Source organism: Enterococcus sp. LJL128, assembly GCF_056924295.1.
In genome coordinates, this window is record NZ_JBXPBP010000002.1 from 115,265 (window position 1) to 135,311 (window position 20,047).

Sequence of the window (20,047 nt, forward strand, 5' to 3'; positions counted from 1 at the left end):
CAGCAAACAATAATAACTTTCCTTTTTTCTGTCTTGAACCAGAGAATTTTCTCTAAGATAAGAGATTAAGATTTTTCTTTTCTTGATTTTTTATAGACAAATAAGCTGAGAATCAGAAGGAATACTAGACCGATAATCAAGGAAAACTGAGCGCTTATTTCTCCAGTAGTTGGAAGCAAGCCGCTAGAAGCTTGTTTTTTCTGTTCTGATTCAATTTCTTTAACAGCAAGTTTCTCTGTGTTAATCGTCTGTTTCTCGTCATTTGAGTCAGTGTGTTCTGCGAACAGCTGCTCTTTTTTTGTGCTTTCTCCTGTATAGTAATATTCGAAACAAACATACTTAGCTTCTGGATTAAGTGTATTTGCAGGAATGTTGAACACGGCTTTATCCGTTCCAGAAGAAGCTTCGATCGTGACCACGTCTTTATTTTCAATGACGATTTTTGGCTCTTTTCCACTGACAATTTCTAGAAGCTGAGTAACTCGAGTGTAAGTGCCGGGAAGAAAGTTTTCATAGGTAATCCAATCCTCCAAATGATTGTCGACGGTTGCATCAATGGTTTTGCCCCCTTCGCTGGTGAGCAGTTCAGTACCTACAAGAGGTAATTCATTTGCATAGACTGTCTGGCTGGTGCTTTTTGGGTCCGTATGACTAGCAAAAAGATATTCTGCATCAGTATTTTTTTCAGTATAGTAATACTCAAAGCAGACATATCTGTCTCCTGGTAAAAATGTATTAGCTGGAATGATTAGTTCTGCTGTATCTTGACCGTTTGCTTCATCTATCTGAACCTCACTTACCTGCTCGTAAATAATTTGACTGGCATTTTGTGTATCATCAAGCTTAATCAGTTGAGTAACTCGAGTATACTCACCAGGGATGAAGTACTGATAGTCGATAAAATCGATAAGTATATTTTCTTTGCGGCTATCAATAAGCTTTTCACCATCGATGCTAGCCATCACAGTCCCTACAATCGGCAAGCTATTTGTATAAACTGTCTGATCTGCGTCTGTAGCGTCTGTGTGTTGTGCAAATAGATTCTTCTCCTCCATCTCTGAGCCTGTATAGTAATATTCAAAACAGACATACTTACTATTGGCTTTAAACGTATCAGCTGGAATGATTAAACGAGCTGAATCTATCCCGTCCGACTGAGAAATAAGAATAGAATCTGTCTGTTGGAAGACGACTTCGCCGGCTTCATTTTGTTCGTTAAGCTTAAGAAGCTTTGTTAGCCGGGTGTAAGGACCGGGGGGGAAGTTCTTATACTGAATCTGGTCTTCAAGGATTTGTTCCTTACGGCTGTCGATTTCTTTACCACCATCAATTGCGGCTAAAATAGTTCCTACGGATGGATTAGCCAAGACATTGATTTTCAAAGAAACAGTTGTCGGTACAGCACTGCCGCCAGTGGTTACCGACTGGGCGTTGTTTTTTACGTAAAAGTACTGGCTGCCGGAATAATACCCTTCTTTTGAGAAATGAATGGTTTCACTTTTAGAGACAGCACTTGGGGTGACCGTGACAGAGTTTCCATCATGACTGATGCTGAAAGATGGTGTACTGCTAAGTGTAAATCCGGCTAACAGGTTCTCATCATCTGTGATTGTTAATGATTCACCAACCTTTACAGTGTATTCTTTTTGGTGGATAGCTGGCTTTTTTTGGTAATTTGCAATGTTTTGATAGATTGTTTTTTTATAGTCAGCGTAATTACTCAAATTAAGGTCCTGCAGCTGATAGCCCATTGCTTCCCAAATAGCAAAGTTAGTCGCAACTTTGAACTCCACAGAGTCTGTTTCTTTTGCACCGAAGTTCACAATTAGATTAACTTCTTCTTTTTGCTCGGGAGTCATTCCAGCGAATTCTGTCTGCTGAGTAAATCCTGCTCCGGGCTGAAAAACGACCCCTGGTTCTACACAATAAGCTAATTTTCCATCAATATGATAGATTTCAAGATAGGAACCCCAGCCGTACCAAGAGCTGCCTTGAGATTCATGTGTTACATGCCACGTATAAGGGTACATCTCACTGGCAGTTCCGGAGGCTTTTCCGCCTTTTCTGGAAAAAGGGATATCAATAGTCTCGCCGAATTCAGTCGTCACTTGTAGGCCGAAACCAGGATCGGCGGCTGCATAGTCGCCGTAGCGCTGTTCAGCCAGTTCAATGATTTCCTGACGCGTTAGACCTTGAAGGTTAAAACCGTTTATTTCTGCTCTATTCTTCTGGATAACTTGAAGATGAGGCACTAGAGAATCAAGTGCGGGGAGTGCTGTTGAGGAGGGGGGATTAGCTGTTAGAGGAGTATCAAGAGAGAAATTTTCTTTTTCAATATAGGTATTCTCTTCTGTTTGCTGGACTTCTGATGGAGTGAGTGCTTGAGCAAGCACAGGGCTTTGGAACAGTGAGAAAAGCAGCGTGGAACAGACGGCTGCCTTTTTCAGCTGTGCCAACCACCCCTTTCTAAGGCTTGGGAATTTTGTCATTTATTTTCTCCTTTCAAGTTATAAGGTAATCAGTGCTTTGAAAAGTTTTTTTAGCATTGATTCATTTTACGAAGCGTGAAGGCAAGTTAAGTATGGTGATTAATCAGGAAAATTTAAACTGTTGCTTTCCTCCTTTCTATGAACTCTTAATTTGCCTTTCAAGAATAAATTCGTAAAAAAAACTGAAATGAATTAACTTAAAAATAAAAAAATCTGCGAGCCGCATGGCTCACAGATTGCTTAGGAGACTATTCTATTCTTCTTCACCGATAACTTCGGGTTCAGCCGGTGCTGCCGGTACTTCATCTTCCGCTGTTTCAGATTGTGCTTCAGTGACGCTGACAACCTGTTCTTCACCATCTGTGACAATCGTAAAGGCATCATTTTTAGGAAGGTCAGCCACAGTTAAGGCATCTCCGATGGCTAGCTTGCTAATATCAACTTCAACTTTTTCAGGTAGATTTTCTGGTGTTGCTGATACTAGGACAGTGTATAAGTTTTGAGTAAGTACACCACCAATTTTAACACCTTCCGCTTCTCCGACTAAAGAGATTTCAGCTTCTACTTCAGTTTCTTCTTTCATATTTACAGCCAGAAACTCAATGTGTTTGATTTGACCAGTGAAAGTATCCAGTTGCGTTTTATATATTAACGTATTGATTTTTTTCCCTGCAAGGGATAGCGCAATTACTGTGTTCGCAGCAGTGTCGCGTAAAATTTTGGCTAATTCTTTTCCGTCGACTGTAATAGGCGTACTTTCGATTTCATAGCCGTAAACAACTGCTGGGATTTTACCTGAGTGACGTAGCTCATTTCTAAGTGAACGGGGACGGACGGCTCTTTCTGTAACTTCTAATGATACTGACATAACCTAAATTCCTCCTTCAATAGTGAGTGAATTTAATTGGTTAAACAAAAATACAACATAAAAATTTCAAGGAAAACAGAAAGAGGATAATTACAACAGAATTATCCCCTGAAATATGACTATAATACTTTTCTCTTCCAGGTCATTACGCTGTTTTTGAGAAACCGATGATTCACTTTACTCTTTAACCTTAACGTGCTTTTGACTTTAAGTCAAGGAAAGCGATATTTTCTGTTTGTAACTTAACCAATTTTATGTATAATTAATGATTATTGAATGAGTAGATTGAGGAAAATACGATGCGTTTAGATAAGCTGTTGGAGAGAGAAAAGATAGGTTCGAAAAAGGCTGTTAAACGACTGCTTCTAAGGAAGGCAGTGACAGTAGATGGAAAGCCGGCAGAAAGTGAAGGGATGAATGTTGATCCGGTCATTCAGGAGATAAAAATTTTTGAGAAGACATTGAAAACAACTGGTCATTCTTACTTTATGATGAACAAGCCAAAGGGGGCAGTAACAGCGGTTAAGGACGCTAAGCATACTACCGTACTGGACCTTCTGGCAGATAGGGACAGAAATGAAAAACTCTATCCAGTGGGAAGACTGGATAGAGACACCGAAGGACTACTTTTGATTACAGATAATGGGCCGCTGGGTTATCAGCTAATTCATCCCAGTAAAAAAGTTGTTAAACGTTACAAGGTAATAGTAAACGAACCTCTAAGCATAGAAGACTGCCGCCAATTTGCAGAAGGTATCACTTTTACTGGTGGACAACAATGTCAGCCTGCGGAACTGCATATTCTTTCCAGTTCCTCTAAGCAAAGCCTGGCATATCTTGATATTCAGGAGGGCAAGTTTCATCAAGTTAAAAAAATGTTTTTGTCTGTTGGCAAAAAGGTGATCTATCTGAAACGTCTAAGTATGGGGAGCTTATTTTTAGATTCGAAGCTGAAACCAGGTGAGTATCGGCGATTAGAGCCTGAAGAACTGAAATTGCTAATGTTATACTTCAAGAAATAACTATAGAAATGAGTGGGAAAATGAAATACAAGACATTGCTTTTTGATGTAGATGATACTTTATTGGATTTTAAAGCTGCTGAAAAGAAGGCTTTATACACATTGTTTTCAGAGGAAAAACTAGTTTTGACTAACGAAATTCGACAGAAATATAATCGGATTAACCGTCAACTATGGGAGGATTTTGAACGGGGCAAAGTAAAAAAAGAAACGATTAGTGAAACCCGTTTTGGTTTACTATTTGAAGAGTTGGGAAGAAAAGCTGACGGGAAAGAACTAGGCGCCCGCTATATGAATCATTTAAGTAACGGTCATGATTTATTGGGAGACAGCAAGCAGATACTGGAACAGCTGCATGCAGATTATGACTTATATGTAGTAACAAACGGCATTGCTTCAACTCAGTATAAAAGGTTGACGGATTCAAAGCTGCTGCCTCTTTTTAAAGATATTTTTGTTTCGGAAGAGGTAGGCTATCAGAAACCAATGAAGGAATATTTTGATTATGTCTTTGAGCGTATCCCAAATTTTGAGCAGGAAAAGACCATGATTATCGGAGACTCTTTGAATTCAGATATCGCCGGGGGAAATCAGGCCAATATTGAAACAGTTTGGCTAAACCCTGCAAAAGTAACTAAACAAACTGAAACAAAAATTCAGCCGTCTTATGAAATCAGCCGGCTGGATGAGCTGTTCACCATATTAGGCTGAGAAATGAAGCAGTAAATAGCTCTTTTACCGTTATAAACATAACGGTAAAAGGGCTATTTACTTATTTCTTATAGATCAAGACTTAAGCGCACCATATCTTTAAGCTGTAGGTTGTTTTCTATGATTGGTTCATCATAATGACGTATAAAGAAATCTTTATCAATTCCTGTCATACGGAATCCGCATTTTTGATATAAGTAGAGCTGATTCAAGCTAGTGCTTCCAGTTCCGATTTCTATTGTTTTATAGCCATGCTTTTTAGCAGTTGTAAAAGCATGGGTAATCAACTGCTGTGCATAGCCCTGTTTTCGATATAGTTCATTAACTGCAAGATTGACAATTTCAAGTGTGTCTGGTCTTGTTGGCAGTAAAACGATGATGCCGATAAGACAATCCGCATCAGAAATAGTATAGACCTGCCCCCGCTTTGTATAATCATCAACTAGTTTTTTTGAAGGATCAGCTTCCAAAAGCAACTGGTAGTGCTGTTTAGTCAACTCTTTAGTTAAGTGGATAATCATAGTTTTTTCCTCCTGAAAATAATTAAATTCCTTAACAAGTATGAATTCTGATGATTGCACAGGATATTTGTGTGCCGATTTTTCCTCTAAAAGTTCTTGGGTAATAAGGAAATGCTTGCTTATCGCAATCATTCTTATTTTCGTACGCCTACCATTCTACTAGAGGTTCCTGTATAAGTAGAACTGGCAGCTAGCTCATAGTAAGGAAATGCTTGCTTATCGCAATCAATCTCATTTTCGTACGCCTACCATTCTACTAGAGGTTCCTGTATAAGTAGAACTGGCAGCTAGCTCATAGTAAGGAAATGCTTGCTTATCGCAATCATTCTTATTTTCGTACGCCTACCATTCTACTAGAGGTTCCTGCACAAGTAGAACTGGCAGCTAAAAATTCTTCATGCATAAAGACTTTAACGTTATTTACGTAATTGATTCTAAAAAAAATGAATTTTCAGTAGCATTCTTCTGTCTTTTTATTATAATAGAAAGGAGTGATAATGGCTATTTGCTGAATAAAGAAAGAGGTTTAACTGCATGAAAAACAAGCAACCGATAATCATTGGGGTTACAGGTGGATCCGGCAGCGGAAAAACGAGTGTTAGCCGGGCGATTTTTAACCATTTTCCGAATCATTCAATTATGATGCTGGAACAAGATTCTTACTATAAAGACCAAAGTAATTTGAGTTTTGAGGAAAGATTAACTACAAACTATGACCATCCCTTTGCTTTTGACACAGATTTACTGATTGATCATTTAAAACAATTACTGAGCTATGAAAAAATTGAAAAACCAGTATACGATTATGTAGCGCATACCAGAAGTTCTGATATTATTATTCAGGAACCAAAGGAAGTAATTATTCTTGAAGGAATTTTGATTCTGGAAGATCCAAGACTTCGCGAGCTGATGGATATCAAACTGTATGTTGATACAGATGATGATATTCGAATTATTCGCCGTATCAAAAGAGATATGGAAGAGCGGGGACGGACACTGGATTCAGTGATCGAACAGTATTTGACAGTGGTTAAGCCTATGTACCATCAATTTATTGAACCAACAAAGCGTTACGCGGATGTTATTGTGCCCGAAGGCGGAGAAAATCATGTAGCGATAGATTTGATTACAACAAAAGTTAAAAGTATCCTCGGCTGATTTTAAGTTGAATTGCCAGGAAGAATATGAAAAACCGAAAGCTACTAGAAGGCTTTCGGTTTTTTACTGTATATATTTTTTTCTAACTATGCGCTTCTGTATGCAGCTGATGAATAACTGCTAGAGACTTAAGAAATTCTTTTTTTAAAACAGACCATTTCTCATATTTTTGCATGGAAAAAATATAATCATCTAATCGGTCATCTTTTACGATGCTAAAAGAAAAGTGTTTATCATGAATACAGACAAAATCGAATTTGAAAGTTTCGGTTTCACTGTCGTATCTATAATGACATTCCTTAATATAATCCAGTGCCTTGGCCTTTTTTGAAAGAATGGCACATCTTTCTAGTAAATAAGTGAGCTCAGAATTGTTAAATGGTCGATTAGGTGAAACTTTAACCGAATAAATATTCATCTAGTACTCCTTCTATTGAATTTGGTAATTCCAACATATTTCATCCCTTGAGTAAATTCAGATAGTTTCCATTAAATAAAATCAATCGATAACCTTGTTTGGGCTTCCACAAAACGGGCTTATTTACGTTAGCTAATTCAAAAAGCCAACTGTATTTCTGTACGTTGGCTAGCTCATTAATCTTCAGTGGAAATGAATGTGGATTTTTCTGCTGTTCAGCGTAAGAGCTTTGGTTGAGTTAAATGGACAAGCTAACCCAAGAAAAGAATTCTAAACGGTTGAAGCAGTGTCTGTTCTTAGTTTCGTATATAAAATCCTTAATGGGAATCACAAGAGAAAAAATAACTAGTACTACAAATATTATCTTATCATATGTAATAACAATATTCTAATAATCTGATGAATCATCTTGAAAAAACCAAAAATACGTTAAAATAATCAGAAAGATTTTTATTTTAAGAAATAAACAGGTTTTTTTGATAAATTGTCGTATATTCTGCTATCGATTATCAATTTTTTGCATTTTTTTGGAAATTCTTGAAAAACATTTCTGTACGAATCATGTTATAATTTGTAAAAAAGGTTTTTCTTGGAAAGAGGGAGATAAGAAAGATGATTCGAAGGGGAGAAATATTTTACGCAAATCTTTCACCAGTAGTGGGTTCTGAACAGGGAGGAATTCGCCCTGTTTTAATTATTCAAAATAATAAAGGAAATTTGTTCAGCCCAACACTGATTGTAGCACCCATTACTAGAAATATTAGAAAAAAGATGCAGCCAACCCAGGTCAAGGTTAACATTCCACACGAGGAAGAGATGACCCCTTCTCTGATTTTGCTGGAGCAGATTCGAACGCTGGATAAAGGGCGGATTCTGCAGAAAATTTGTAAACTTCATGAAGGTGATATGGAAAAAGTAAATCAGGCGCTGAAAGTAAGCATTGGCATCCGATAGACCATTTTGGTAGATACATAGAAAACGATTGAATGACTAAGGACATGTCTGAAAACTACGGTGAAACCCGAAAGTTTTAGATGTTTACCTTTTATTTGTAATCAAATTTGAAACAAGATTTATTCGATTTTAGGGCAGAAGGCATACTATTGTCTCAGCCCTTATTTTTATTTAGTCAAGATTTGAGTTTTCTTTATTTTCAGTGTAGTGTAAACATAATAACAAAGGAGGCGGCAGCATGAAACAGATTCGTTATGGTATTTTGAGTACAGCACAAATCGTACCAAGGTTTGTACAGGGAATTAGGGAAAGTGCAGCTGGAGAGGCTGTTGCGATTGCAGCAAGAGAGCTCAGCAGAGCTCAGCAACTGGCTGAGAAACTGCAGATACCGAAAGCTTACGGCAGCTATGAAGCGCTATGTCAGGATGAAGAAGTCGATATTGTTTATATTGCAACCTATAATAAAGGGCATTATGCTGCAGCTAAACTAGCGCTGGAAAATAAAAAAAATGTGCTATTGGAGAAACCTTTCACATTAACCTTAGCTGAGGCAGAGGAACTGTTCTTGCTGGCAAAGCAGCAGAACTGTTTTTTGATGGAGGCACAAAAAGCAGTATTTTTACCGGTGACAGCAATGGTAAGAGACATTATTCAGCAAGAAAAAATAGGCAAAATCAAGTATATACGTTCAGTCACTGCCTATCCTAATATCGACCATCTGCCTTGGTTCCATTCTCTGGAAGCGGGTGGAGGAGCCCTTCATGGTTCCGGCAGTTATCCGTTAGAATACATACAGTATGTACTAAATGCGACGCCTGAAAGCTATTCAGGACAAGCTTCTATAGTACCTGGGAAAACAGATGACCGTTTCGAGCTAGCCGTAACCTTTCCCAACCAGATACTAGCTAGTATTTTTATTACAGTGGAATTGGATTTACCTAATGAACTGGTCATCTATGGTGAAAAGGGACGTATTGAGGTTCCGAATTTCTGGAAATCTGCCGAAGGAGTAGTTCGGTATGAGAATGGCTCAGAGGAATACTTAACAAGTGAATTTGACAGCGAGTTCTCCTTTGAAGTTGACCATGTGAATGAGTGTCTTGAAAAAGGGCTGAAAGAAAGCCCGATAATGACTGAAAAAATAACAAAAGAAACAGTTAGTCTTGTAGAAAGTATGTATAGACAATGGTTTAAAGACGGAGATTTAGACGAAGAAAAGTTGAAATAAAAAATAAATTATGTTAGACTTTAGGACATGCGACGAGTTGACTTAACCAAACAATCTTAATTGTTCCGATTTATCGGCTGGTGGTTAGTTGAAACAGAGGCACGGATGTTCACTCATCACTACCGGATTGTAGGTGTCGGATGGAATTTTTGTGGAGAAAATCCATCTATCTGTATGTTAATATGGGTACTGTAGAAAAAAAGAAGATATTTTATCTTCTTTTTTTTGTACTTAAAATAAGAGCACCTAACCAGAAATGGAGGTAAGTGCAACCTTTTACAATCCGATATTTTTTTAAGGGATTGCACTTAATTATATGAAAAAAGACTTGACTGTACAGCGTTTTCAAAATGAATACGAAGGATTTAAGTGGAAAGCAGGTCTGGTTTCTTTTGCCGTTACAAAAAACATTTGGATAAAGTTGCACTTACAAAAGTGCAACTTTTTTGTGTTGTTCCCTAAAGGAAATCAAGCTATAGTTGCAGATGTAAGGAGAAGGAATGAAGGTGAGTAAGGAATGTCACTGCACTTATCAAAACGAGAAATCAATATTTTACTAATGCTTTTGGACTTGGAAGACAGTATTACAACAAAGGAGCTAGCTGAAGCTTTCAATGTGAGTGTTCGCACAATCAAGTATGATTTAGACAATGTTCGTGAATGGTTTCAGGAAAGAAGCATTAGTCTTCAGTCACGAAGAAACAAAGGAATTTGGCTAGAGCTTCCTGATTCAGAACGACTGACATTAAAAAATGAGGTTTTAGAGGTTGATCGGTTTGAAACCTATCCGGATCAAGAGCTGCGAATGAATCACTTAATCTTTCGTATGGTTCTGACGAAAGATTATCTAACATCGCAAGAGCTGGCAGACGAACTTCAAGTTAGTCGAAATACAGTTCTAAAGGATTTAGATCGTTTGGAAGAATTCATTGAAGGTTATGACTTGGAGCTTGAGCGGCAGAGTCGTCTAGGTTTTTCTATTCAGGGAGAAGAGAATAAGGTTCGGCTGTTAATGGAATACATCAGTCAAAAAGAAATTACTGAATATGATATCTATCAAATTATGAGCCGCTTTGTTCAGTCAGGTAATCAAAAACGATTGATTGATGTCCGTATAGGAGCAAATACAATTTTCCAGGAAATCTATCAGGTGGCGCTGAATGAGATGACCAAACTGTTGGATCCATCGTTGTTCGATCAGTTCAACTATGCTGAGATCCTTTCAATTACCCTAAGAGTAGCAATTGCTGCATCAAGAATGCAGCTGAATCATACAATGAATGGGTATAAAATACTGGCGAATCAGGAAGAGCTGAAGGACAAGCAGGAACTGCCGTTTTTACTGATGAGTAATGTGTTCGAGCATTACGAGCTGCCTCTGCTGGCTGATGAATATCTCTATATCTATAGCGATGTATTTATAGCGGGAAATCATCAGGATGTAGCACAGCTGACTGAAAAGTTAATCAAGGATGTTTCTGAAGAAATTAATTTTCCGTTTTATAGGGATAGGCAGCTATTCACTAATTTATTTGCCCATCTATCCTTGCGTCTGACAAAAAAACATTTGTTCATCAATGAATACAATCCCTTTGTCGATGATATTAAGGCGAAGTATCCACAGTTGTTTACAGCAATAACACATGCCAGCAGCAGGGATATTAAAAATACGGCGCTTTTCATTAACGATTCATTTATTGCGTATATTGCGTTGCACTTTCTTGTAGCATATGAGAAAACTCAGCATGAGATTAATGTTGTAAGAATCGTTTATGTGTGTTCAACCGGCTTGGGAGTGACCAGTCTGATTGAGCAGAAAATATTGGAGGAGGTATCCAATGTTGAAATTGCTGGTTTTGCTTCTGTATTAAATGCAGCAGAAATCATCGAAGAAAAAAATCCTGATTTGGTTTTAAGTATTTTTCCCATTGAGGTTGCTAACCGGCCGTTTATCAAGGTCAATCCGTTGCCTTCAGAAGGTGATATACAGCAAATTCAGGAAGAGGTCAATAAGATTCTGACCAGTGTTCGAGAAGGGAGTATTCCTAGACTGATTCCAAGGCAGCCCTTAAAAGAAAATAGGGGGCTGGAAGCAGAAAGCCGGGATATTCTGATGCGGGCGTACATCATCTATGAAGAGTTGCTGAAAGCTTTTAACGAAAAGCTGAATGAAGAATATAAAGAAGCTTTTCTACTTCACGTGATGTTGATGGTCCATCGAATCATTTTTGATGGTCAATATGAAAATGAAGGGAACATCGTAAAAGAAACCCTGATGGCTCAACAGCAATTAGTCGAGCAAATTGAGCAGATATTCGCTAAAAGTAACCTAACAGTTAATCAGGCGGAAATCACAGCTTTATTGAATTACATCAGAGAGGAGTGAAGAGATGAAATTAACAGACGATGCAGAAAAAATTGTGAATGAATCTGAGTATAAACAGGAGCTGGAAGAGTCAATAAGAAAAACAGAAGAATTATTGGAAGCAGCTTCAGTTGTTCCAACTGAACTACAGTGGACGATTTTGATTAATCATGTAAATGAGATGATTAAACGTTCAAAAGCAAATGAAAAAATGACTGGTGTTGACCCGGCAATGTTTGAAGAGGTGTCGAAAGAAGCTCTGTCAATTGCCGAAGCACTTGTTGAACATATCGGTAATTTACCAGTGGATGAAATGTATGTTTTATCTATACACTTTGAAGCTGCTAAACAAAATACAGCTGAATAAAAATAATTTAAATTTGGGAGGAATAAACATGATAACAGTAGTAATCGCAGATCGCTTAGGTAAAGGTCAAAATGTCGCAAAGGGTGTTGAAGCAGCAGGCGGACGTGCAGTTGTTGTTCCAGGAATGGGCGCTGATATGCGTTTAGGCGATATTATGCAGCAGGAAAATGCCGACATGGGCATCTCATTTTGTGGAAGCGGTGGTGCAGGGGCCTTAACCGCTGCCAATAAATACGGCTACCCGGAACGTCACGGCATGCGCTCAATCGAAGAGGGGATCACCGCTATTAATGATGGTAAAACTGTACTGGGCTTTGGATTTATGGACCAGGAAGAGCTTGGGAAGCGTTTGACAGAAGCTTTTGTCAAAAAACATGGTGAATAATCATTGTTAAAAAAGCGATTCTGTTTTTTTGAAAATAGGTCAAGAGTTAGAAGTTATAAGCAAGATTAATCAGCAAACGATAAAAGAAGACAACAGCCATAAAGGGAAACAGGGCTGTTGTAGACAAAAATTAATAGGAGGACCATCATTCTAGCAGGATGTACCTGCGTAGAGATGCTGGCTACCGGACCACCAAAGAAGACAACAGCCATAAAGAGAAGCAGGGCTGTTGTGGACAAAAATTAATAGGAGGAAGAACAGTGAGCGCAACGGAAAAAACTACTCAAATCGTGAAGGTCTCAGGTAAAGGGGAGAATAAAGCGGCAGCATTTGCCAGTGCTTTAAGTGATGTATCGAAAAAAATCTTAAAAGAGTCAACAGATGTCTTGGTACGAATTGAGCCCATTGATATTGATATCCTTTCTGCGGTAGAGAAGAATTATACAGAACGCTTTCTGTTCTTCTTCTTTCCAAGAAAACGAACAAGTTATGAAGTGGAGTTAAATGTGGAAGTGGAAATCAGCAAAATAGCTATGGCGGATGTTCCCTTCCAAATAGTTGATGGAACAGATCCTAATGGGGTGGCTGTACCGTTTACAACGAAGAAAATTTAAAAGAGGGTAAGGAGGAAAAAGCAAGTGGACTTAATAGTTATTCTATTTAAATCAGTTATTATTGGCGGACTACTTGGCTTTGCAGCAGGTGCTGGAGCAGCAAGAATGTTCCATGCGCCGCAAACACAGGGGTTAGGAGCGTTTAGAACATTAGGAGAGATGAATGCCGCAGAGGGAGACCCAGCTTCTCATTTTTCATTTGGTTTGGGATTTTTCTTCAATGCATGGGCTTCAGCAGTTGGCGCTGGAGCGTTCACACAGGATGTGACGCACCGAATCGTACCAAACTGGGCAGCAGCAGCATTGCTAATTAAAAATAAAGATGTGACACAAACTGTTCATGATCCTAAGAAAATGGGGATTGCTGGAGCTATTGCTGGAATCATCACCGTTGCTTTTCTGAACAGCACAGCAGCGGCAATTCCGGAATCACTGCAGGTTACAGCAGTAGCTGTACTTGTTCCGGCAGCAACTATTTTGATTAATACAGTTATGCCGGTGTTGTTCTGGCTGGCGGCTTTGGATGCTGGCAAGCGCACAGGCTTTTGGGGTACATTATTTGGCGGACTGTCTCAATTAGTAATGAGCAATGCAGTTCCCGGTGTTGTTTTGGGGATTTTAATCGGTAAAGGCGTTGATGAACTAGGTTGGACTCGTATGACTAAAGGAATGATGGCAGCGATTATTTTACTCTTTGTATTCAGTGGCTTCTTCCGTGGTTTTGACCTGCAGATGATTGAAAGCTTCAGACTGGACATTCCAAACTGGTTAAATGATCTGCATAATGTATTCACTGTGAAATAATTAGATATCCGTATAAATCATGTGAAAGTTTTTGTTATATGAGAAGTTGTCACTTCTGTGTATGATGGACGTTTAACAGTCAGTTTCACTAGCTTTAAAATGAAACGGTACGGCAGATGATATCTTTTCTTTGCATGATTTATATAAGTAAGGAGGAAGAAAAAAATGAATGAACAAGAAAAAGCAGAATGGTCACAAGATGAAATAGAAATTCAGGCAGCTTTAAAAGCAAAAAGCTTTTGGTATGCTGACTGGTCATTTCCAATATTAGTTGGATTAATGGCTGCCGCTGTTTTTGCTGGAACTCATATGTATGTAGTACATGGTGTGGGAGCTTTTAACGAAGTATCCATTGTTGCAATGCTGAAGGCAGGGCTTGATGGTGGTTCATATGGTGCAGCTGCAGCTTTTGGAGCCAGCTTCCTGTTTGCCAGAATATTAGAAGGCTCTTTAGTCGGAATTCTGGATTTAGGTGGATCAATTTTAACTGGATTAGGTATTGGTGTACCTGCAATTCTGTTAAGTATGAACATCAAAGCACCTATTGAAAACTTTGCATTAGCTTTAATTACAGGTGCAGTTTTGGGCTTACTTGTCGGCGGTATCATTATCTTGATTCGTAAGTTTACAATTAATCAAGGTGGATCAACATTTGGTGCAGACGTAATGATGGGCGCTGGAAATGCATCAGGACGTTTCTTAGGACCGTTGATTATCTTAAGTGCAGCAGGTGCATCTATTCCTATCGGAATTGGTTCAACAATTGGTGCAATGATTTTCTATGCATGGAAAAAACCTATTGCTGGAGGCGCAATCCTTGGAGCAATGATTTTCGGCGCATTTTTCCCAGTTGAGTTGACTCAATAATTAGTGCAGAATTCTTCATTGAAACAGTAAAAACCGTTTACATTAAAAGAGTATCGTGTTATTATGGAAACGAAATAATTTTATAACATTATAATCTTTAGTAGCGGGGGGAACAAAATGAACGGATTTGTATTATGGATGGAACAACATTTAATGCCTGTAGCAAACAAATTTGGCTCACAACGACATATGGTTGCCATTAGAAAAGGGTTAATTGCGACAATGCCATTGACCATTGTGGGTTCATTTTTTACACTTTTTCAAAATATCCCGATTGATTCCTATATGGAGTTCATTGCACCTTATCAAGCTGTAATGGACATTCCATCAAGATATACGATGGGAATCTTGGCGTTATATGCAACATTTGGGATCGCCTCTTCTTTAGCTCAAAGCTATAAACTAGATACGCTAATGTGTGGGATTTTAGCGCTGGTAGCCTTTTTAGTAACAGCGGCACCTCCTACAAGGGTTTTTGAAGATGTTCCAGAGGTGATTAATGCAGGGCGTTATATTAATTTGGCGAATTTAGGCGCAGCTTCATTATTTGGCGCTATCGTGGCCGCACTTCTGACTGTAGAAATTTACCGATTCTTTGTTTCAAGAAACATTACGATTAAGATGCCTGATGGCGTTCCGCCTGAAGTATCCAATTCCTTTGTAGCTTTGATACCGGGAACCGTTATCCTGTTATTGTTTTGGGGGCTACGTCATATCGTTGGGTTTGATTTGAACGGCTTCTTAAGTAATCTACTAATGCCGTTGAAAGGCGTATTGGCTGGAAATAGTTTGTTTGGCGGATTGCTGACAGTGTTCTTAATCTGTTTCTTCTGGGTATTGGGAATTCATGGTCCTGCTATCATGGGGCCGGTTATTCGTCCGTTTTGGGACATGTCGATTGCTGAAAATAACGAAGCGTTTATCAGTGGAGTTAGTGCTGACGCTTTACCAAATATATTCACTGAGCAATTCTTACAGTGGTTCATTTGGATTGGTGGTGCGGGTACAACTCTGGCACTTGTTATACTAATGATGTTTTCAAAATCGAAATATCTAAAAAGCTTAGGAAGACTATCTTTCCTTCCAGGAATCTTTAACATTAATGAACCTGTAATTTTTGGTACGCCGATTGTTATGAACCCAATCATTGGGATTCCATTTATTGTTGCGCCGCTTGTGACAACAACCTTGTCTTATTTCCTGACAATATCAAATGTGGTTCCTATGATGGCTGTGCGTTTAGCCTTTACCCTGCCGGCACCAATTGCTGCATGGCTGAGTACGGATTATAGTGTAATGGCAGGCATACTAGTATGTATCAACTTTGTGATTACACTGGCAATTTACTATCCGTTTTTCAAAATATATGAAAAACAACAGCTTGATAAAGAGCTGGAAGCAGAAAAAGCATAAGAGTATTGACAAATACATGGGGGAGGGTGGAATGACACAGTTGTGTCGTTCGACCCTTTTCAATCCAAATAGATAAATTTTGCTAGAGAAACAAGGTATAATAGAAGTATCTTTGCCTAAACTTTTGGGAAACAGCCCTTTCAGTTGGCTGAATGAAGTTTAATAAGTTTATTGGATTTTTGCACAGGTGTTATTTCGTTAAAAGCTTCTATTTTATAGGTGAGATAAAACCTTACCAGCAGCTGGTCATGTAGACCATTTCTTGCAGAATTTATAATAGAAAGAATGAGATATGATTTGGAGGTATTCAACATGTGGTTATGGTTTATTCTGTTTTTCATTATTTCTCAGGTTATAATTGAAAGAGAGTACTTACCTGAACGGTTTACGGATTTAAGGTTACGATATCTTTGTTTATATTCAATAGGTGGTATTTCTGCAGCAATTGTTATTGGCGTATTGGTTGGTCAGCCGATTTTACTGATAGGAACGGTAACAATATTCTTTGGATCGCTGGTCTCATGGAAAAACCGGAAAAAATTCGACAAAATGGAGCGTGGCAAAAGTATATGAAACGAGCATTAGGTGTATCTGTCTACCCTGACCATAGTGATATGGATCAGGATAAAGCGTATTTGAAAAAGGCAGCTGAGTGCGGCTTTACAAGAATTTTTATGAGTATGCTGGAAGTGACTGAAGGAAAAGACGTAGTGACCAAAAAGTTTAAAGAGCTGATTCATTATGCCAAGGGGTTAGGTTTTGAAACGATTTTAGATGTAGTTCCAGCCTTGTTTGATCAGCTGGATATTTCGTATGATGATTTGTCCTATTTCCATGAGCTTGGCGCTGACGGTATTCGCCTAGATGCGGGTTTTGATGGGAATAAGGAAGCCAAGCTTACCTATAATCCTTATGATTTAGCTATTGAGCTGAATATGAGTAATGATGTTGCCTACCTGGATAATATTTTGACTTATGAAGCGAATAAGCCATTTTTATACGGCTGTCACAATTTTTATCCTCAGGAAGGGACTGGTCTTCCCTATGACTTTTTTGAAAAATGTAGTATTCGTTTCAAGAATAATGGTATCCGGACAGCGGCGTTTGTTGCTTCCAGTATTGGAGATATTGGTCCCTGCGACATTAATGACGGACTGCCGACGTTAGAAATCCATCGTCATCTTCCTATTGATATTCAGGCCAAGCATTTGTTCGCTACAGGACTGATTGATGATGTAGTAATCGGCAATGCATACGCATCAGATGAAGAGCTGGAGGCATTGGGTCGAGTGAATCGCTATCAGCTGGAACTAGCAGTCGATTTTGTTGCAGATGTAAATGAAGTAGAAAAAGAAATTACGCTGTCTGAACAGCATTTCCGCAGAGGAGATATTACAGAGCGGATGGCGCGTTCTACTGAAGTACGGAAAAAGTATATTGATGATGCTAATCCAGCACATGACAATGAAGGCGAATTTCAGATTGGTGATGTCGTCATTGGTAATGATGCCTTTGGCAAATATAAGAACGAGCTGCAGATTGTCTTACAGTCCCACAAAGACAGTAGAAAAAATAAAGTAGGAAGTATTACTCCAAGCGAATTGATGCTGTTGGAATTTATCAAGCCTTGGACAAAATTCAGATTGAAAGAAAAGTAGGGAAATAAAATGACATATGATCTGCTAATAAAAAACGGTAAAACAATAGATGGAGAAATGCTGGAAATTGCAATATCTGAAGGCAAAATTGTCAAAACGGCTGTTTCAATTGCTGAAGATGCAAAGGAAATCATTGATTTGAATGGAGCTGCATTTATTTCAGCCGGTTGGATTGATGATCATGTACACTGCTTTGAAAAAATGACGCTGTATTATGACTTTCCAGATGAAATCGGCGTAAAAAAAGGTGTTACAACTGTTATTGACGCTGGGACAACAGGTGCGGAAAACATCCATGAATTTTATGATTTAGCTGTACAGGCAAGGACCAATGTCTATGCACTGGCAAATATTTCTAAATGGGGGATTGTTGAGCAGGATGAACTGGCAGATTTGAGTAAAATCAAAGAAGACCTTGTGAGAAAGGTGCTGCAGGAGCTGCCTGATTTTGTCATTGGAATTAAAGCTCGTATGAGCAAAACAGTAATTGGAGAAAATGGGATTACTCCTCTTGAAATGGCAAAGAAAATCCAAAAAGACAACAACAACTTGCCGTTAATGGTTCATATAGGTTCAGCTCCGCCGGAACTTGATGAAATTCTAGCTAATATGTCTGAGGGAGATATCCTGACACATTGCTTTAACGGGAAACCGAATGGTATCTTGGATAAGAATACAGGGAAAATTAAGGACTTTGCTTGGGCTGCTTTCAAAAAGGGCGTAGTATTTGACATCGGCCATGGGACAGACAGCTTCAATTTCGAGGTTGCTGAAACTGCATTTAAAGAAGGTATGCTGGCTGAAACCATTAGTACAGATATCTATATCCGAAACAGAGAAAACGGACCAGTTTATGATTTAGCAACGACAATGGAGAAGCTGCGGGTTGTGGGATATGAATGGGCAGATATTCTTAAGAAGGTGACTGCTGCTCCTGCTGAAAAATTCCATTTGAATAGTAAAGGACAGCTGAAAGAAGGCTTTGACGGAGATTTAACAATCTTTACAATTGAAGAAGGTCAGAAAACTTTGACCGATTCAAATGGCTTTACCAGAGAAGCCAAAGAGTTGATTACTCCTGTGAAAACCATCGTTGGAGGTGTTGTTTATGACAATTAGTTACGAGAAATTCAATTTAAAAGAGGTTATTAATGCTTCTGGACGAATGACAATTTTAGGTGTATCAAAAGTATCTGAACGAGTCTTGGAAGCGCAGCGCTTCGGTGGGGAACATTTCTTTGAGATGGGCGATTTAAGCGTTCAGACAGGAAAATATTTGGCGAATCTGCTGAAGGTTGAGGATGCACAGATTGTGTCTTCTGCCTCTGCTGGTATTGCACAAAGCGTGGCTGCTCTAATTGGTCAGGGCTCAGCTTATCATGCCTATCATCCGTATACAGAAAAAATTGACCGGAGAGAAATTATTCTACCTAAGGGGCATAATGTAGATTATGGAACTCCGGTAGAAGTGATGGTAGCTCAAGGTGGAGGACAGGTGATTGAAGCCGGCTATGCCAATATGTGTACGCCAGAGCATATTGAAATGATGATTACAGACCGCACAGCAGCTGTTTTATATATAAAGAGCCATCATACCGTTCAAAAAAGCATGCTGGGTGTGGCGGAAGCAGCAGCGGTTGCCCACAAGTACAGTCTTCCGTTGATTGTAGATGCAGCAGCTGAGGAAGATCTTTTTAAATATGTTGAGGCTGGCGGAGACTTGGTAATTTACAGTGGTGCAAAAGCGATAGAAGGACCAAGTGCTGGACTAGTGATTGGAAAAAAAGAGTTTATTGAATGGGTTCGTTTACAGGGTAAAGGAATTGGCCGAGCGATGAAAATTGGCAAAGACAATATTCTCGGATTTACTCAGGCGGTAGAGGACTATCTGACAAACGGCAGTGAGGATGGCAAATCAATGCAGAAACGTATGGAGCCATTCATCGCCGACCTAAATCAATTACCGAACATAGAAGCTAAAATTGTTCAGGATGGTGCCGGTAGAGATATTTATCGTGCCAGCGTCAAAGTCAGCGGACGGAAATCAGCGAAGCAAGTCATCCAAGAGCTGAAAACGGAAAGTCCGGCAATTTATACAAGAGAATATCAGGCGAATAATGGAATTATCGAATTTGATATTCGTTCAGTTAACAAGGAAGAGATGGACAAGATTACTACCCGTTTAGCTGTAATTATGGCTTAAGCT

At 38.9% G+C, this 20,047-nt stretch carries 21 protein-coding genes; 17 read left to right on the forward strand and 4 right to left on the reverse strand.

All coding sequences use genetic code 11. The features are described from left to right. Positions 1-65 precede the first annotated feature (65 nt). Together AC1Z3K_RS03485 and AC1Z3K_RS03490 are read right to left on the reverse strand one after the other, a co-directional pair. Entirely contained in the window at positions 66-2,489 is a 2,424-nt protein-coding gene (locus AC1Z3K_RS03485) for a VaFE repeat-containing surface-anchored protein (protein ID WP_461731885.1), read from the reverse strand. A gap of 253 nt (positions 2,490-2,742) precedes the next feature. Continuing rightward, complete coding sequence (locus AC1Z3K_RS03490) at positions 2,743-3,357, reverse strand: 50S ribosomal protein L25/general stress protein Ctc (protein ID WP_461731886.1); 615 nt, start codon at positions 3,355-3,357, stop codon at positions 2,743-2,745. A gap of 299 nt (positions 3,358-3,656) precedes the next feature. Between AC1Z3K_RS03490 and AC1Z3K_RS03495 the strand changes: the two genes are divergently transcribed. Together AC1Z3K_RS03495 and AC1Z3K_RS03500 are read left to right on the forward strand one after the other, a co-directional pair. Further along, on the forward strand, positions 3,657-4,379 hold the full coding sequence (locus tag AC1Z3K_RS03495) for a 16S rRNA pseudouridine(516) synthase (protein ID WP_461731887.1): 723 nt from the start codon (positions 3,657-3,659) through the stop codon (positions 4,377-4,379). Positions 4,380-4,399: 20 nt separating this feature from the next. Further along, complete coding sequence (locus tag AC1Z3K_RS03500) at positions 4,400-5,089, forward strand: YjjG family noncanonical pyrimidine nucleotidase (protein WP_461731888.1); 690 nt, start codon at positions 4,400-4,402, stop codon at positions 5,087-5,089. A 68-nt stretch (positions 5,090-5,157) separates the two neighbouring features. On the opposite strand, the gene AC1Z3K_RS03505 is transcribed toward AC1Z3K_RS03500, so the two are convergent. After that, complete coding sequence (locus tag AC1Z3K_RS03505) at positions 5,158-5,610, reverse strand: GNAT family N-acetyltransferase (protein ID WP_461731889.1); 453 nt, start codon at positions 5,608-5,610, stop codon at positions 5,158-5,160. Positions 5,611-6,144: 534 nt separating this feature from the next. Here AC1Z3K_RS03505 and udk point away from each other — a divergent pair. Further along, entirely contained in the window at positions 6,145-6,768 is a 624-nt protein-coding gene (udk, locus tag AC1Z3K_RS03510) for a uridine kinase (RefSeq protein ID WP_426081095.1), read from the forward strand. A gap of 82 nt (positions 6,769-6,850) precedes the next feature. On the opposite strand, the gene AC1Z3K_RS03515 is transcribed toward udk, so the two are convergent. After that, positions 6,851-7,186, reverse strand: a complete 336-nt coding sequence (locus tag AC1Z3K_RS03515) for a hypothetical protein (protein ID WP_426081094.1) — start codon at positions 7,184-7,186, stop codon at positions 6,851-6,853. A 612-nt stretch (positions 7,187-7,798) separates the two neighbouring features. Between AC1Z3K_RS03515 and AC1Z3K_RS03520 the strand changes: the two genes are divergently transcribed. The 14 genes from AC1Z3K_RS03520 to AC1Z3K_RS03585 all read left to right on the forward strand — a co-directional run bounded on the left by AC1Z3K_RS03520 (position 7,799) and on the right by AC1Z3K_RS03585 (position 20,044). After that, entirely contained in the window at positions 7,799-8,140 is a 342-nt protein-coding gene (locus AC1Z3K_RS03520) for a type II toxin-antitoxin system PemK/MazF family toxin (RefSeq protein ID WP_426081093.1), read from the forward strand. A gap of 238 nt (positions 8,141-8,378) precedes the next feature. Beyond that, a complete protein-coding gene (locus AC1Z3K_RS03525; RefSeq protein ID WP_461731890.1) occupies positions 8,379-9,368 on the forward strand; it encodes a Gfo/Idh/MocA family protein in 990 nt (329 codons plus the stop codon). Between the two features lie 316 nt (positions 9,369-9,684). Then, a complete protein-coding gene (locus AC1Z3K_RS03530) occupies positions 9,685-9,882 on the forward strand; it encodes a hypothetical protein (RefSeq protein ID WP_426081090.1) in 198 nt (65 codons plus the stop codon). A gap of 3 nt (positions 9,883-9,885) precedes the next feature. Continuing rightward, positions 9,886-11,754 (forward strand): BglG family transcription antiterminator, encoded by a 1,869-nt coding sequence (locus AC1Z3K_RS03535; protein WP_426081089.1) that lies wholly within the window; start codon positions 9,886-9,888, stop codon positions 11,752-11,754. A gap of 4 nt (positions 11,755-11,758) precedes the next feature. Next, positions 11,759-12,100, forward strand: coding sequence for a PRD domain-containing protein (locus AC1Z3K_RS03540; protein WP_461731891.1), 342 nt, complete (start codon positions 11,759-11,761; stop codon positions 12,098-12,100). Between the two features lie 28 nt (positions 12,101-12,128). Next, positions 12,129-12,485, forward strand: a complete 357-nt coding sequence (locus tag AC1Z3K_RS03545; RefSeq protein WP_426081087.1) for a glycine-rich SFCGS family protein — start codon at positions 12,129-12,131, stop codon at positions 12,483-12,485. 260 nt (positions 12,486-12,745) lie between these two features. Next, positions 12,746-13,099, forward strand: coding sequence for a DUF4312 family protein (locus tag AC1Z3K_RS03550; RefSeq protein WP_426081086.1), 354 nt, complete (start codon positions 12,746-12,748; stop codon positions 13,097-13,099). 24 nt (positions 13,100-13,123) lie between these two features. Further along, positions 13,124-13,903, forward strand: coding sequence for a DUF4311 domain-containing protein (locus AC1Z3K_RS03555; protein WP_426081085.1), 780 nt, complete (start codon positions 13,124-13,126; stop codon positions 13,901-13,903). Between the two features lie 165 nt (positions 13,904-14,068). After that, on the forward strand, positions 14,069-14,770 hold the full coding sequence (locus AC1Z3K_RS03560; RefSeq protein ID WP_426081084.1) for a DUF4310 family protein: 702 nt from the start codon (positions 14,069-14,071) through the stop codon (positions 14,768-14,770). A gap of 117 nt (positions 14,771-14,887) precedes the next feature. Further along, positions 14,888-16,183: a PTS sugar transporter subunit IIC gene (locus tag AC1Z3K_RS03565; protein ID WP_426081082.1), complete on the forward strand. Its 1,296-nt coding sequence runs from the start codon at positions 14,888-14,890 to the stop codon at positions 16,181-16,183. 312 nt (positions 16,184-16,495) lie between these two features. After that, positions 16,496-16,756 (forward strand): hypothetical protein, encoded by a 261-nt coding sequence (locus AC1Z3K_RS03570; RefSeq protein ID WP_426081081.1) that lies wholly within the window; start codon positions 16,496-16,498, stop codon positions 16,754-16,756. Further along, a complete protein-coding gene (locus AC1Z3K_RS03575) occupies positions 16,753-17,841 on the forward strand; it encodes a DUF871 domain-containing protein (RefSeq protein ID WP_461732059.1) in 1,089 nt (362 codons plus the stop codon). The genes AC1Z3K_RS03570 and AC1Z3K_RS03575 overlap by 4 nt, the downstream gene beginning before the upstream one ends. 9 nt (positions 17,842-17,850) lie before the next feature. Beyond that, a complete protein-coding gene (locus AC1Z3K_RS03580; RefSeq protein WP_461731892.1) occupies positions 17,851-18,960 on the forward strand; it encodes an amidohydrolase/deacetylase family metallohydrolase in 1,110 nt (369 codons plus the stop codon). Next, on the forward strand, positions 18,950-20,044 hold the full coding sequence (locus AC1Z3K_RS03585; RefSeq protein ID WP_461731893.1) for a DgaE family pyridoxal phosphate-dependent ammonia lyase: 1,095 nt from the start codon (positions 18,950-18,952) through the stop codon (positions 20,042-20,044). Before AC1Z3K_RS03580 ends, AC1Z3K_RS03585 begins: the two co-directional genes overlap by 11 nt. Positions 20,045-20,047 lie beyond the last annotated feature (3 nt).

Bases quoted from the DNA above. Each gene is read 5' to 3' on its own strand.
- AC1Z3K_RS03485 (WP_461731885.1), bottom strand. From the start codon at position 2,489: ATGACAAAATTCCCAAGCCTTAGAAAGGGGTGGTTGGCACAGCTGAAA.
- AC1Z3K_RS03490 (WP_461731886.1), bottom strand. From the start codon at position 3,357: ATGTCAGTATCATTAGAAGTTACAGAAAGAGCCGTCCGTCCCCGTTCA.
- AC1Z3K_RS03495 (WP_461731887.1), top strand. From the start codon at position 3,657: ATGCGTTTAGATAAGCTGTTGGAGAGAGAAAAGATAGGTTCGAAAAAG.
- AC1Z3K_RS03500 (WP_461731888.1), top strand. From the start codon at position 4,400: ATGAAATACAAGACATTGCTTTTTGATGTAGATGATACTTTATTGGAT.
- AC1Z3K_RS03505 (WP_461731889.1), bottom strand. From the start codon at position 5,610: ATGATTATCCACTTAACTAAAGAGTTGACTAAACAGCACTACCAGTTG.
- udk (WP_426081095.1), top strand. From the start codon at position 6,145: ATGAAAAACAAGCAACCGATAATCATTGGGGTTACAGGTGGATCCGGC.
- AC1Z3K_RS03515 (WP_426081094.1), bottom strand. From the start codon at position 7,186: ATGAATATTTATTCGGTTAAAGTTTCACCTAATCGACCATTTAACAAT.
- AC1Z3K_RS03520 (WP_426081093.1), top strand. From the start codon at position 7,799: ATGATTCGAAGGGGAGAAATATTTTACGCAAATCTTTCACCAGTAGTG.
- AC1Z3K_RS03525 (WP_461731890.1), top strand. From the start codon at position 8,379: ATGAAACAGATTCGTTATGGTATTTTGAGTACAGCACAAATCGTACCA.
- AC1Z3K_RS03530 (WP_426081090.1), top strand. From the start codon at position 9,685: ATGAAAAAAGACTTGACTGTACAGCGTTTTCAAAATGAATACGAAGGA.
- AC1Z3K_RS03535 (WP_426081089.1), top strand. From the start codon at position 9,886: ATGTCACTGCACTTATCAAAACGAGAAATCAATATTTTACTAATGCTT.
- AC1Z3K_RS03540 (WP_461731891.1), top strand. From the start codon at position 11,759: ATGAAATTAACAGACGATGCAGAAAAAATTGTGAATGAATCTGAGTAT.
- AC1Z3K_RS03545 (WP_426081087.1), top strand. From the start codon at position 12,129: ATGATAACAGTAGTAATCGCAGATCGCTTAGGTAAAGGTCAAAATGTC.
- AC1Z3K_RS03560 (WP_426081084.1), top strand. From the start codon at position 14,069: ATGAATGAACAAGAAAAAGCAGAATGGTCACAAGATGAAATAGAAATT.
- AC1Z3K_RS03565 (WP_426081082.1), top strand. From the start codon at position 14,888: ATGAACGGATTTGTATTATGGATGGAACAACATTTAATGCCTGTAGCA.
- AC1Z3K_RS03570 (WP_426081081.1), top strand. From the start codon at position 16,496: ATGTGGTTATGGTTTATTCTGTTTTTCATTATTTCTCAGGTTATAATT.
- AC1Z3K_RS03575 (WP_461732059.1), top strand. From the start codon at position 16,753: ATGAAACGAGCATTAGGTGTATCTGTCTACCCTGACCATAGTGATATG.
- AC1Z3K_RS03580 (WP_461731892.1), top strand. From the start codon at position 17,851: ATGACATATGATCTGCTAATAAAAAACGGTAAAACAATAGATGGAGAA.
- AC1Z3K_RS03585 (WP_461731893.1), top strand. From the start codon at position 18,950: ATGACAATTAGTTACGAGAAATTCAATTTAAAAGAGGTTATTAATGCT.